Annotated in this window: 10 protein-coding genes; 5 read left to right on the forward strand and 5 right to left on the reverse strand. The window is 72.4% G+C overall.

The genetic code is table 11. The annotated features are described in order from the left end of the window. The first annotated feature begins 59 nt into the window (after positions 1-59). Together ACFZDL_RS10990 and ACFZDL_RS10995 are read left to right on the forward strand one after the other, a co-directional pair. Positions 60-1,697, forward strand: coding sequence for a serine/threonine-protein kinase (locus tag ACFZDL_RS10990; RefSeq protein ID WP_353594533.1), 1,638 nt, complete (start codon positions 60-62; stop codon positions 1,695-1,697). Positions 1,698-1,831: 134 nt separating this feature from the next. Next, positions 1,832-5,098 (forward strand): bifunctional [glutamine synthetase] adenylyltransferase/[glutamine synthetase]-adenylyl-L-tyrosine phosphorylase, encoded by a 3,267-nt coding sequence (locus ACFZDL_RS10995; RefSeq protein WP_353594532.1) that lies wholly within the window; start codon positions 1,832-1,834, stop codon positions 5,096-5,098. A gap of 5 nt (positions 5,099-5,103) precedes the next feature. Here ACFZDL_RS10995 and ACFZDL_RS11000 read toward each other — a convergent pair whose 3' ends face one another. The 3 genes from ACFZDL_RS11000 to ACFZDL_RS11010 form a co-directional block, all read right to left on the reverse strand. Next, a complete protein-coding gene (locus tag ACFZDL_RS11000; RefSeq protein ID WP_353594531.1) occupies positions 5,104-5,391 on the reverse strand; it encodes an acyl carrier protein in 288 nt (95 codons plus the stop codon). A gap of 95 nt (positions 5,392-5,486) precedes the next feature. After that, positions 5,487-6,968, reverse strand: a complete 1,482-nt coding sequence (locus ACFZDL_RS11005; RefSeq protein ID WP_353594530.1) for an amino acid adenylation domain-containing protein — start codon at positions 6,966-6,968, stop codon at positions 5,487-5,489. Further along, positions 6,965-8,107, reverse strand: a complete 1,143-nt coding sequence (locus tag ACFZDL_RS11010) for an acyl-CoA dehydrogenase family protein (RefSeq protein ID WP_353594529.1) — start codon at positions 8,105-8,107, stop codon at positions 6,965-6,967. Before ACFZDL_RS11010 ends, ACFZDL_RS11005 begins: the two co-directional genes overlap by 4 nt. 204 nt (positions 8,108-8,311) lie before the next feature. On the opposite strand from ACFZDL_RS11010, the gene ACFZDL_RS11015 reads away from it, so the two are divergent. Then, positions 8,312-9,349 carry a ketoacyl-ACP synthase III family protein gene (locus ACFZDL_RS11015; protein ID WP_353594528.1) on the forward strand — a complete coding sequence of 346 codons (1,038 nt, stop codon included), beginning with the start codon at positions 8,312-8,314 and terminating at the stop codon, positions 9,347-9,349. Here the strand turns inward: ACFZDL_RS11015 and ACFZDL_RS11020 are convergent. Further along, positions 9,312-10,616, reverse strand: a complete 1,305-nt coding sequence (locus ACFZDL_RS11020) for a cytochrome P450 (RefSeq protein WP_353594527.1) — start codon at positions 10,614-10,616, stop codon at positions 9,312-9,314. The genes ACFZDL_RS11015 and ACFZDL_RS11020 overlap by 38 nt on opposite strands. Positions 10,617-10,794: 178 nt before the next feature. After that, positions 10,795-11,277 carry a helix-turn-helix domain-containing protein gene (locus tag ACFZDL_RS11025; protein WP_353594526.1) on the reverse strand — a complete coding sequence of 161 codons (483 nt, stop codon included), beginning with the start codon at positions 11,275-11,277 and terminating at the stop codon, positions 10,795-10,797. A 214-nt stretch (positions 11,278-11,491) separates the two neighbouring features. Here ACFZDL_RS11025 and ACFZDL_RS11030 point away from each other — a divergent pair, with 214 nt between their 5' ends. Beyond that, complete coding sequence (locus ACFZDL_RS11030; protein ID WP_353594524.1) at positions 11,492-12,877, forward strand: MFS transporter; 1,386 nt, start codon at positions 11,492-11,494, stop codon at positions 12,875-12,877. Next, positions 12,874-13,362, forward strand: coding sequence for a pyridoxamine 5'-phosphate oxidase family protein (locus ACFZDL_RS11035; protein WP_089506287.1), 489 nt, complete (start codon positions 12,874-12,876; stop codon positions 13,360-13,362). Before ACFZDL_RS11030 ends, ACFZDL_RS11035 begins: the two co-directional genes overlap by 4 nt. Positions 13,363-13,410: the final 48 nt, after the last annotated feature.

The raw sequence follows: 13,410 nt of genomic DNA on the forward strand, positions 1-13,410 counted from the left end.
GATGCCGTCGCGGCGCCGGCCAGGAGCCGGGGGCCCGCCGTGTTGTTATGCTCCCGCCCGTGACTGGGGGCGGGGAGCGACACGTCGATCTGACCGGCAGCGGCGCTCGTCCGCTCGAATCCTCGGACCCGCCGCGCATCGGTCCCTACCGGATCCTGGGTGTGCTGGGCACGGGCGGTATGGGCCGGGTCTACCTCGGCGTGGACGACTCCGGGCGGTTGGCCGCGGTCAAGCAGGTGCTGCCCCACCTCATCCGGGACGATCATTTCCTGAAGCATTTCAGGCATGAACTCGACAACCTGGCCCGGCTTCCGGTGGGGCTGAGCGCGCGTCTGCTGGCCGCGGACCGCACCGAGCGCCCCTCGTGGTTCGCCACCGAGTATGTGCCCGGGGTCGATCTCGCTCAGGCACGGGGCCTGTGCGGAGCCGGATTCCCCCCGGCCCATATGTGGCTGCTGATGCGCGAGGTCGCCCGTTCCCTCGCGGCCGTGCACGCCCTGGACGTGGTGCATCGCGATCTGAAGCCCTCCAACGTGATGCTGACCCTCGATGGCCTCAAGGTGATCGACTTCGGGGTGGCCCGCGCGGCGGACCAGAGTCGGCTGACCCTCACCGGGCAGACCGTGGGCACGCCCGCTTTCATGGCGCCCGAGCAGGCCATGGGACGCAAGCAGCTGACCGGGGCGGTCGATGTGTTCGCCCTCGGCTGTCTGATCTGCTACGCCGCGCAGGGCGAACCGCCGTTCGGCGTCGGCTCCGGACCCGATGTGCTCTTCCGCGTGGTGCACGGCGATCCGGAGCTGGGCCCGCTGCGTGCGGCGGACCCGGATCTGGCCGACCTGGTGGCCGCCTGTCTGGCCAAGGACCCGGCCGACCGCCCCACCGCCATGGAGCTGATCACGAGGTGCGCCCCGAATCTGCCGACGGTGGTGACGGGCGACGCGGCAGGGGAAGCGAGTCCGGTCTGGCCGGCCGAGGTCACGGCCCCGATCGCCCGGAGGACAGACTTCGTCGCCCGCGAGACCGCCGATGGTGAGTCCCCCACCGCTGCCGCGACCGTCCAGGACCGGACCGCGGAGCACGGCACACACGGCACGACGCCGTATGAAACTGCGGTAGCCGGCGAGGACCCGCTCGACGCTCCCCGCCGCCGGCGAAGAGGCAGCCCCGCCGTACTCGCCGTCGCCGCGGTGTGCGTGGCGGCGATCGCCGGTCTGATCATCTGGGGGGCGCACGGCACCGACCGGGACAAGACCGCGGGCGGCACCGGCGGCGCGGCCGGCGCCACCACGACGCCCGGCACCCACCGGCCCACCCCCTCGCAGACCTCGCAGACCTCGCGGACCCCGCACACCACCCCGCCCGCTTCGCAGTCTCCGCCCTCCGGGCAACCCTGGCGGCCCCGGGGAAACGGCGGACCGGGCATCGTTCCGTCCGGCTACACCGTGCTGGGAGGCGTCGACATCGCCGCCTACTGCCGGAGGCAGGGACCCGGCCTCCAAGCCGTCCTCGGTGTCGGCGCCCATGACGACGTCTTCGGCTGGCGGTGCGGTACACCGGGGGGACGGCGGCCGTACAAGAGCTCGGACATCGACGTCTCGGTCGAGGCGGCGTGTACTCAGCAGTACGACTCCGACGCGATCGCGCACTACTACGACATCGACAACGCGTACTCATGGCAGTGCTGGGGCCCCTGACACCGTCCGACGGCGACCTCACACGTCACCACCAGCGCCGCAGGGCCTAGGCTCGTCATCGGACCCGCCCGCCCTGGTCACCGGGGCAGCGGGCCCGTGGGCGGCGGCACTCGACAGGCACGGGAGGCGGCGGCATGTCCGTACCGCAGGGACGCAGGAGCAGCAACTTCACCCGGCTGCTGCGGCACGGCTTCACCGACCCCTCCGCCGCCCAGCGGCTGCTGGACGCGCCCGAGCTGTCCGGCGTGCGCAGCGACCCGGTGCTGCTGGAGGCGCTGGGCGTGACCGCGGACCCCGATCTGGCCCTGCGCGGGCTCGTACGGCTCGTCGAGGCGCTGCCGGACGGCGCGGCCGCTTCGGACAGTGGCTCGCGGCAGGCGCTGCTCGACACCCTCGTCACCGCCAAGCCGCTGCGCGACCGGCTGCTCGGGGTGCTCGGCGCGTCCGAGGCGCTGGGCGACCACCTCGCCCGGCACCCGGGGGACTGGCAGGCCCTGGTGATGTACGAGTCGGCGGATCTGCATCCGACCACCCCCGAGTTCGAGCGGGCCCTGGCCGAGGGCATCTGGGGCCCGTCCGGCGCGGGGCGGCCCCGGCCCGACGCGCTGCGCGTCGCCTACCGCCGGGCGCTGCTGACCATCGCCGCCCGCGATGTGTGCGGCACCACCGACATGGTCCAGACGGCCGCCGAGCTGGCCGACCTGGCGACCGCCACGCTGCGCGCGGCGCTGGAGATCGCCGCCGAGGAGCAGCCCGAGGACGCCGCGGCCTGCCGGCTCGCGGTGATCGGCATGGGCAAGTGCGGCGGCCGGGAGCTCAACTACGTCTCGGACGTGGACGTCATCTTCGTCGCCGAGGCGGTGGAAGGCGTCGAGGAGGGCAAGGCGGTGCAGGCCGCCACCCGGCTCGCCTCCCGGCTGATGCGGATCTGCTCCGAGGCCACCGTCGAGGGCAGCATCTGGCCGGTCGACGCCAACCTCCGCCCCGAGGGCCGCAACGGGCCGCTGGTGCGCACCCTGTCCAGCCATCTGGCGTACTACCAGCGGTGGGCCAAGACCTGGGAGTTCCAGGCGCTGCTCAAGGCCCGGCCGGTCGCGGGCGACGCGGCGCTCGGCCAGGCGTACATGGACGCCCTCGCGCCCATGGTGTGGCAGGCCGTCGAGCGCGAGAACTTCGTCCCCGACGTGCAGCAGATGCGCCGCCGCGTCGTCGAGAACATCCCCGCCGCCGAGATAGACCGCGAACTCAAGCTCGGCCCCGGGGGCCTGCGCGACGTCGAGTTCGCCGTCCAGCTGCTGCAGTTGGTCCATGGCCGGTCCGACGAGAAGCTGCGCAGCGGCACCACGCTCGACGCGCTCGCGGCGCTGGCCGCGGGCGGCTACGTGGGGCGCTCCGACGCCGCCGCGCTGGACGCCGCGTACCGCTTTCTGCGCTCCATGGAGCACCGCATCCAGCTGTACCGGCTGCGCCGCACCCACCTGGTGCCCGAGGACGAGGCCGACCTGCGGCGCCTGGGCCGCTCGCTCGCCAGAATCTACAATTGGGACCGTCGTACGGAGCCGGTGGCCGAGCTGGGCACGGCGTGGCGGCGCCACGCGCGCGAGGTCAGGCGGCTGCACGAGAAGCTGTTCTACCGGCCGCTGCTGGACGCGGTCGCCCAACTGGAGCCCGGCGAGACCCGGCTCAGCTCCGCGGCCGCGGGCCAGCGCCTGGAGGCGCTCGGCTACGCCGATCCGGCCGCCGCGCTACGACATCTGGAGGCATTGGCGTCCGGTGTGACCCGTAAAGCGGCGATTCAGCGTACGCTACTGCCCGTGCTGCTGGGCTGGTTCGCCGACTCCGCCGATCCGGACGCCGGGCTGTTGGGCTTCCGGAAGGTTTCCGACGCCCTGGGCAAGACGCCCTGGTATCTGCGGCTGCTGCGTGACGAGGGCGCCGCCGCGGAGAACCTGGCGCGGGTGCTGTCCACCGGGCGGCTCGCCCCCGATCTGCTGCTGCGCGCCCCCGAGGCGGTCGCCCTGCTCGGCGACCCGGAGGGGCTGCGGCCGCGCGGCCGGGCCCACCTTGAGCAGGAGACCCTGGCGGCGGTCGGCCGCGCAGAGGGCGCGGAGGCGGCGGTCGCGGCGGCGCGCGGGGTGCGGCGGCGCGAGCTGTTCCGTACCGCGGCCGCCGACATCATCGAGAGCGCGCGCCACGCGAACGGCGCCGTCCAGCCGTCCGTGTCCCTGCCGCCGGCGGGCGGCCCGGGGGCGGCCGGCGGCGGGGCGCTCGCGGCGGCCGGGGGCGCGCGGCCCCCCGCGACCAGGCCGGGCACCCCGGGCCCGCTCGGCCCCGCCGGGGCGGCGAAGCCGGCCGGGACCGCCCACGCCACCGCGGCCACCGCGGCCAAGGGCGTCCCGGGGGTGGGCGAGCCGCCGCTGGACCCCGCCGCGCTGGTCGACCTGGTCGGGGACGCCGTCTCCGATCTGAACGCCGCGACGATCGCGGGCGCGCTGCGCGCCGCGGTGCGCGAGAAGTGGGGCGAAGAGCTGCCCACCCGCTTCGCGGTCATCGGGATGGGCCGGTTCGGCGGGCACGAGCTGGGCTACGGCTCGGACGCCGACGTGGTGTTCGTCCACGAGCCGCGCGAGGGCGTGGACGAACAGGAAGCCTCACGCGCCGCGTTCGCCGTGGCCAACGAGATGCGGCGGCTGCTCCAGCTGCCCACCGTCGACCCGCCGCTGGCCATCGACGCCGACCTGCGGCCGGAGGGCAAGTCCGGCCCGCTGGTGCGCACCCTCGCCTCGTACGCCGCCTACTACCGGCGCTGGTCGCTGGTGTGGGAGAGCCAGGCGCTGCTGCGCGCCGAGCCGGTCGCGGGCGACGCCGACCTGGGCGCCCGCTTCATCGAGCTGATCGATCCGCTGCGCTACCCGGCCGAGGGCCTGGGCGAGGACGCGGTCCGCGAGATCCGGCGGCTCAAGGCCCGGATGGAATCCGAACGGCTGCCCCGCGGCGCCGACCCCACCACCCACACCAAGCTGGGCCGCGGCGGCCTGTCCGACGTCGAGTGGACGGTGCAGCTGCTCCAGATGCGCCACGGCTGGGCCGAACCCGGCCTGCGCACCACCCGCACCCGCGAGGCCCTGGCCGCCGCCCACGCCGCCGAGCTGATCGGCGCGGAGGACGCGCAGACCCTGGACGAGGCCTGGGTGCTGGCCACCCGCGCCCGCAACGGCATCATGCTGGTCCGCGGCCGCCCCGGCGACACCTTCCCCGGCGACAGCCGCGAACTGGCGGCGGTCTCCCGCTACCTGGGCTACGGCCCCGGTATGGTCGGCCAGATGCTCGACGACTACCGCCGTACGACGCGGCGGGCGCGGGCGGTGGTGGAGCGGCTGTTCTACGACTACGAGGACTGACGGGGCTACGAGGACCGACGGGGCTGCGAGGGCTGGCGCAGGGACAGCACGAGATCGGTGATGCTCTCGACGTCCTTGAAGTGGCCGCCCGTCAGATGAGTGGCCGGCACCAGGACGCCGAGTTCGTCCCGCAGATGGGCCAGCAGCCGCGCGGTCCGGAGCGAGTCCAGGATGCCCCAGGCCAGCAGCGGTGTGGTCGGGGTGATCTCGGCGAGGTCCGGATCGCCGACCAACTCGTCCCGGACATAGCCGAGAAGCCTGTCCAGCAGGGCCGGGCGTTCGGTGTCGGACATGGGGACTCCACGTTTTCGAGGGCGAGAGCGAGAGCGAGGACGAGGACGAGGGCGAAAGCGAGGACGAGGGTGAGGGCGAGGCGGCGAGGCGGCGGTCAGGTGCCGCGGTTCCGCTCCCTCTCCCGCACCTCCCGCGCGAGGGCGGCGCGGTCGGTCTTGCCGTTGGGGCCGCGGGGCAGGGCCTCGACGGTGTGCACCGCGTCGATGACCATGTAGCTGGGAAGCAGCGAGGCACAGTGCCTCTTGAGGTCGAGCAGATGTGGCCGGTGCCCGGGACGGGGCACGACGACGGCGTGGATCCGCGCCTCGTCGCTGCTGCCCGAGACGAGCACCACCACGTCGCCGACCGCCGGGTGCGCGCCCAGTGCGGCCTCCACCTCGCCCGGCTCGACCCGGTGGCCGCGCACCTTCGCCAGGTCGTCGAACCGGCCCAGATACTCCAGCTCGCCGTGGACATCGCGGCGGCCGAGGTCCCCGGTCCGGTACGGGCCGTGGTGCGGCGGCCGGCCCCAGTAGCCCAGCATCACGGTCGGGCCGCTGACGACGATCTCGGCCGTACCGTCCGGCCGGGGCTCCAGGCGTACGTCGTTCCCGCAGCACCCGGTGCCGATCGGGAGCGGGGTGCCGCGGTCCAGGTCGGCGGCGGTCACCTCGTAGGACGTGCAGACATTGGTCTCCGTCGGGCCGTACCAGTTGAGCAGCCGTACGCCGGGCCAGGCCGCGCGCAGCCGCTTGACGTCCTCGAGCGGGAAGGCCTCGCCCGCGAAGACGCAGGCGCGCAGGGACAGCGGCCCCCGGTCCAGCAGCCGCCCCTCGCGCATCAGCAGCAGGAGCGCCGACGGCACCGAGTACCAGACGGTGATCCGGCGCCGGGCGAGCACGTCGATGAGCTGGTCGGGGGCGTGGGCCAAGGTGTCGGGGAGGAGCTGCACCGAGGCCCCGGCCCGGAAGGCGCCGTAGAGGTCGAACACCGACAGGTCGAAGGTGAAGGGCGCGTGGTTGGCCAGCCGGTCGGCGGGGCGCAGGCGCAGCTCTTGGACGGCCCAGTCGATGAAGGACAGCGCGTTGCGGTGGCTCAGACAGACGCCTTTGGGCTCGCCGGTGGAGCCCGAGGTGTACAGGATGTACGCGGCGTCGTCCGGCGCGGCGGGATGGTGGTGCGCGGGGCGTCGGCCGGGCGCGGCGGCGGCCCGCAGCGGCGCCCGGTCGACCACCGCGACCCGCAGGGCGTCCAGGTCCGCCGGGTCGGGGGCGGTGTCGAGGTCGGTCACCACCAGTGAGGGGCGGCAGTCCGCCACGATCCGGCGCACCCGGCCGATCGGGTTCGACGCGGTCACCGGCACATAGATCGCTCCGATCCGCAGCACGGCCTGCGTCAGGGCGACCACCTCGGCGCTCTTGCCCGTCCACAGCAGCACCCGGTCCCCGGGCCGCACGCCCGCGTCGAGCAGCGCCACGGCGTACTGGTCGGCGAGCGCGTCGAGCCCGCCGTAGCTGAGGCCGCCGGTCATGTCGTGGACGGCCGGCGCCTCTGGGGTGCGTTCGGCGGCCTCGACCACCAGTCGGTGCAGGCTCACAGTCCCATGCTCCTCGCGATCAACTGCCGCTGGATCTCCGAGGTGCCGGAGAAGACGGTCGTCGGCAGCGCGTCCCTGACCGCCGCCTCGATGCCCTCCTCGATCAGATATCCCCGGCCGCCGAACAGCTGCATGGCGTCCAGCGACCCGGCCACGGACGCCTCGGAGACGGCCAGTTTGGACAGCGACACCCACAAGGAGGCGTCCGGATCGTCGCGGTCCAGGGCGTCGCAGGCCCGGTAGAGCAGTAGCCGCCCGCTCTCCAGCCGCAGCTTCATGTCGACGACGCGGTTGCTCACCGACTGGAACGCCGCCAGCCGCCTGCCGGACTGCCGGCGCTGTCGTACGTGCTCCACGCACCGGTCGAGCAGCCGCTGCTGCACCCCCAGGTACACCGCGAACAGGCAGGACCGCTCCCACCGCATGGAGTGCTGGAAGACCGCGCCCCCCTGACCGGGGGCGCCGAGCACCCGCTCGTCCGGTACGAAGCAGTCGTCGAACGTCACCGCCGAGGCCGGACACGACAGCAGCCCCATCTTCTCCAGCGGCTCGCCCACCGTCAGCCCCGGAGTGCCACGCTCGACGACGAACGCGGTCACCCCCAGGTGCCCGGCCCGTGGATCGGTGGTCGCGTAGGTCACGAACACATCGGCCACCGGCCCGTTGCTCACAAAGCTCTTTGTGCCGCTGAGGAGAAAACCGTCCGCGACCCGCCGCGCGGTCACCGCGAGCCGGGCGACATCCGAGCCGGATTCCGGCTCCGTCATGGCGTTTCCGGCGATCAGCTCCCCGGAACACATTCCGGGGAGCAGCCGCTTGCGCGTATCGGGCGGCGCGAAATCGAGGATCGGCATTCCGCAGGCGAACAGATGAGCGGCCGCGGCGAACAGGATTCCGGTGTCCGCGCAGCCTTGGCCGGCGGATTCGAAGACGAGCGCGGTGTCCAGCGCGCCGAGCCCCCCGCCGCCCTCCGCCACCGGCACGCTGGCCCCGAGCAGCCCCAAGGCGGCGAGGCGGGACCATTCGGCGCGGGTGTACGCCGTGGGCCGATGGCCAGGACCGGCGGGAAAGGCGGCCTGCGTACGGGCCAGGATGGTCGCGCGACGGGCGCGTTGTTGTTCGCTGAGTGTGAAGTCCACAGGCCGCCCTCCGGTTTCGGGAAAAGCGGATTTCAGGTGTATCCGCAACGCCCGACGGACGCAAGGGAGGAGAAAAAGGAATTCACGGTCTCCATCGTGGCCTGAGGTGTTTTCGAGCTGGAAGCGACTGCCTCTCTTCCGCGTCGGCGTATATGGAGAAAGCCGAACCGAAATTCACGGACAGGTGCGAAGGGGTGCACGTACATGCGGACACCGGATGTGTACGTCGCCGCCGTAGGGACATATCTGCCCGACAGCGTCAGCGTGACCGAGGCCGTCCGGCGGGGATGGCTGGACGACGCCGAAGCGGAGCGGTCCGGTCTGCTGGGCGCGGCCGTCGCGGGCGACACCCCCGCCCCGGAGATGGGGGTCCGCGCGGTCCGCGCGGCCTTGGGACGCTGGGGCGGCGACCCCTCGGAGCTGGGGCTGCTGCTCTACGTCGAGGGCTACCGCTGCGGCCCCGACGGCTGGCTTCCGCAGTCGTATGTGATGCGCGAGGCGATCGGCGGTGATCTGCTGGCCGTGGGCGTCCGGCAGGGATGCAACGGGGTCTTCGGCGCCCTCGAGCTGGCGGCGGCGCACCTCAGGGGCGCCGGCAGCGAGGCGGCGCTGATCGTGGCGGCCGACAACATGGGCTCACCGCTGGTGGACCGCTGGCGGGCGAGCCCGGGCTATCTCCTCGCCGACGGCGCGTCAGCGCTGGTGCTCACCCGGACCCCGGGCTTCGCCCGGCTGCTGTCCGTCAACTCCAAGGCCGTGCCCGAACTCGAAGCCCTGCACCGCGGCACACAGCCGCTGGACCCCTCCGGCTCGGCCCTGCCAGGGCCGCTCGACCTCGGGGCCAGGCAGCGTGAGTTCCTGGACGGCGACGGCGCGCCGACGGACTGGATGCTCAGGGTGATGAAGGCGCAGCGTGAGCTGATGGCCCGGACCCTCGACGAGGCAGGCGTCGCCGCCGGGGACGTGGCCCGCGTCATCACCGCTCATGCGAACCGCGAGTTGGTCGATGCGTGGCTGTCCTCCCTGGGCCACACCCTGGAGCGGTCCGCCTGGGACTTCGGCCGCGGGGTGGGCCACCTCATGGCCAGCGACCAACTGGTCTCCTTCGAGCACCTGCTCATGGCCCGGGAGATCGGCCCCGGCGACCGCGTCCTGCTGGTGGGCTCCGGCCCCGGCCTGGGCATCGCGGCAGCCGTCGTGGAGGTCACCGCGCTCCCGCCGTGGGCACCCTCCGCGGCGTGAACTGGCAGGGCAGCCGCGTCATTCCGTGGATGGACGTCCCGGTCACGAACTCGGGCTCACCCGCCTCGATATCGGGCAGGACCCGCAGCAGTTCCCGGAAGAGGATCCTCAGCTGCGCCCTGGCGAGCTGGGCCGCCAGGCAGTAGTGCGCACCGCCACCGCCGAAGGACAGATGGGGGTTGGGGTCGCGGGCGAGGTCAAAACGGTCCGGTTCGCGGAAGACGGCCGCGTCGCGGTTGCCCGAGGCGTAGAACATCACCACCTTGTCCCCGGCTGCGATGTGCCGGCCGCCGAGCCGGGTGGGGGCCACCGCCGTACGGCGGAAGGTCAGCACGGGTGTGGCGTAGCGCAGGATCTCCTCCACGGCGGAGCCGATCCGGCCGTCGAGGTCGGCCAGCAGCCAGGCGCGCTGCTCGGGCAGGTCGGTGAGCAGCCTGAGCCCGTGGCCGATGGTCAGCGTCGTACTGTCGTTGCCCGCCAGGCACAGCAGCAGGAAGAAGTCGGCGATGTCGTCGTCGGTCAGCCGGTCCCCGTCGACCTCGGCCTGGACCAGGACGGTCATCAGGTCCTGGGCCGGGCGGCCACGCCGTAACCCGGCCAGATTCAGGGCCATGTCGCGCAGTCTGCGATGGCCCTCGACCAGAAGCTCCAACGGGCTCTGCTCGTCCCCGCCCGCCCCGTCCGTGCCGCTGATGCTCTGGGAGACCGTCGCGGCCACGGCGTCCTGCCATTCGCGGGGGATGCCCATCACATCGGAGATCACGCGCATGGGCAGCAGCGACGCGCAGTCCCGCATGAAGTCGGCCCTGCCGTCGGGGCGGTGGGCCAACTCGGCGACGATCCGCCGCGCGTGGGCCTCGATCCCTTGTCGCATCCCCAGGATGTGCCGCGGGGTGAAGGCGCCGCTGACCAGCCGCCTGATCTTGGTGTGCCGGGGTGGGTCCATGGCGAGCAGGGACTGGGAGCCTTCGACCAGACCCTCGGGGATGTTCTCGAGCAGCACACCGGCGGACGAGGCGAACAGATCGGAGCGGCGGCTGACCGTCACGATGTCCTCATGCCGGACGACGGCCCAAAAGCCCGTGTCGTCCGGGTCCGGCAGCAACCTCCCCTCCACCGGACGGTGCCAGGACACCGGCCGCTCGGCGCGCAGCAGGGCGAAGGACCGCTCCCGCTGCTCGGCGGTCTGCGACCAGAAGGCCAGGGACGACAGGTCCACGGCGTCATAGCGCTTCTCACCGGAGTGGACATCGCGTGGGGCATCCATCTTCCCTCCAAGGGCTGACCTGGGAGCGGCGGGTGCGGTTCACCGCCGATGGCGGACTGGGGCCGGAGTGTTCGGCGAACCCCTTGTCCTCTGCCCGTCCCGTCCTGAGCGGCGGTCGACAACGATCGGAGCCCCCGCCGCGTCCGCGACGCGCACGCCTGTGCGTATGCGGACCGGCTCAGGCCCCGCCCACCGCCAACTGCAAGCCCTCGCCTGCGCTTTCGTCCCCGGTCGTCGTTTCCGCCTTGGCCTCGCACTGGTCGTACGCGGTGCGCGCGGCGGCGATCTCGTCCTGGTGATCCTCGGTCCACGTGACGAGCGCCTGGATGGTGTCGTGCAGCGTCGCGCCCAGCGGAGTGAGCTGGTAGTCCACGCGCGGCGGGACGACCGGATGCACCGTACGGCGCACCAGCCCGTCGCGCTCCAGATGGCGCAGCGTCACCGTCAGCATGCGCTGGCTGACCCCGTCGATCTCGCGCCGCAGCTCGGTGAAGCGCATGGTGCGGACGTCGAGCAGGGCGATGACGAGCAGCGACCACTTGTCGGCCACGCGGTCGAGGATCTGACGGACCTCGCAGCCCTCCCGGGTGTCCCACTGGCGGATCTGGTCGTCGTCGGTTCCCGTGCAGTGACTCGGTGACTTCAAAGTGCCTTCTTCCATGGTGGTTCAGGGTGCATCAGGATCGAGACGGTAACAAGAGGGAACTGACTGGCGCCCCGGTAACCGCGTGCGACGCGTCCCCTCTTCTTCCCCCTTCTTTCTTCCTGTTTCAAGGAGCTGTGCTGTGTCCACGCCGTCCACGCCCTCTGGGCCGTCTGCGCCCTCTGCGCCGTCTGAGCCACCACCGCGGGAGACCGTCCCCGAGTCCGGTGCCTTGAACGGCCGCGGCTGGGGTGTGCTCTTTGTGCTGTGCGGAGCGATCTTCCTGGAGGGCATCGATGTGGCCATGCTCAATGTGGCCCTGCCGTCGATCCGCGCCGACCTGGGGATGTCCACCGGTGAGCTGCAGTGGGTGATGAGCGCGTACGTCGTGGGCTACGGCGGGTTCATGCTGCTGGGCGGGAGGGCGGCGGACCTCTTCGGCCGCCGGCAGATGTTCCTGCTCTGGCTCACCGTGTTCCTGCTCTTCTCCGGCCTGGGCGGCTTCGCCGACAACGGACCGACGCTCATCGTCGCCCGCTTTGTGACGGGGGTCGCGGCCGCCTTCATGACTCCGGCCGGGCTGTCGATCATCACGACCAGCTATGAGGAGGGGCCGCAGCGCGACAAGGCACTCCTGATCTACTCCGGCACCGCGGCCGGCGGCTTCTCCATCGGCCTGGTCGTCGGCGGGCTGCTGACCTCGGCCGACTGGCGCTGGGTGTTCTTCGCGCCCGTGGTTCTGTCGTTCCTCATCCTGATCGCCGCGCCGGCTCTGGTCCCCAAGTCCCCGCGGCCCGACCGCACCGGGCAGCGCGTCGATCTGCTCGGGGCGCTCACCGTGACCGGCGCGATCGTGCTCCTCGTCCTCGCCGTCGAACGCGCCGCCCACACCGGCCTCGGCCAGACGCTCGGCACCGTCGCCGCCGGCCTCGTACTCCTCACCGTCTTCGTACTCACCGAACGCCGTGCGGCCGCGCCGCTGGTGCGGCTGGGGATCTTCCGCAGCGGCGCCCTCGTACGCGCCAACCTCTCCGCGCTGTTCTTCGCGGGCGGCTTCTTCGGCTTCCAGTTCATCGCCGTGCTGTATCTGCGGGAGCTGCGAGGCTGGTCCACGGTCGAGACCAGCCTCGCGCTCCTGGTGATCGGCATCGACGCAGCGCTCTCACCCACGCTCACCCCCAAGCTCGCGGGCCGCTTCGGCAACGCGCGGGTCGTCTTCGGCGGCCTGGTGCTGGCCGCGCTGTCGTACGCCCTGTTCCTGCCGGTCGGCGAGGACTGGACGTACGCGGCGATGTTCCCCAGCTTCATCGCCCTCGGTCTGGCCTTCTCCCTGGCGTACGGCCCGCTCACCATCATCGCGACCGAAGGCGTCCAGGAGGAGGAACAGGGCCTGGCCGGCGGTCTCCTCTACACCTCCTTCCAGTTCGGCGCCGCCCTCGGTCTGTCCACCGTCACCGCCGTCAATGTCGCCGCCACGGGCGAGGACGGATCCCCGCAGGCCCTGCTCGACGGCTACCACGCCGCCCTGTTCGTCCCGCTGATCGCGGCCGGGGTGGCCACGCTCATCAGTGCCTTCGGCCTCCGCGGCCGACCCCGTGGCGGGGCGGTGGCGACATGACGCTGAAGGTCGGCTCCTTCTCGGACGTGGAGCGCGAGTTCTTCCAGTACATCGGCGATATCGCGTACGCGACCATGATCACCGTCGACAAGAAGAACCGCCCCCGGGCCCGGGTACTACTCCCGGTCTGGGAACTCGTCGACGGCCGTCCCGTCGGCTGGCTCGCCGCCTACAAGACACCGGTGAAGTCGGCCCACCTGGCGAACAATCCGCACACCACCTACTCCTACTGGAGCCCGCGCCAGAACGCCGTGTTCATCGACAGCGTCTCCACCTGGGTCGAGGACGAACCGACCAAACGCTACGCCTGGGAGCTCTACCGCAAGGGCAGCCCACCCGGCGTCGGCTACGACCCGCGCGGCTACTGGCGCGGCGGACCGACGGACCCGGAGTACCACGTGGTGCGCATCGAGCCGTGGCGGGTGCAGGTGCTGCGCGGCACGGATCTGCGCAGCAGGATCTGGACGGCGGAAGGCGGCGCGTAGCGGCCCCGGCTCTTGGCGTGCCCCCGGCCACGGCTTCAGTTCTCGTGG

This window comes from Streptomyces sp. NPDC007917 (genome assembly GCF_042959105.1).
In the GTDB taxonomy this organism is placed as follows: Bacteria; Actinomycetota; Actinomycetes; order Streptomycetales; family Streptomycetaceae; genus Streptomyces.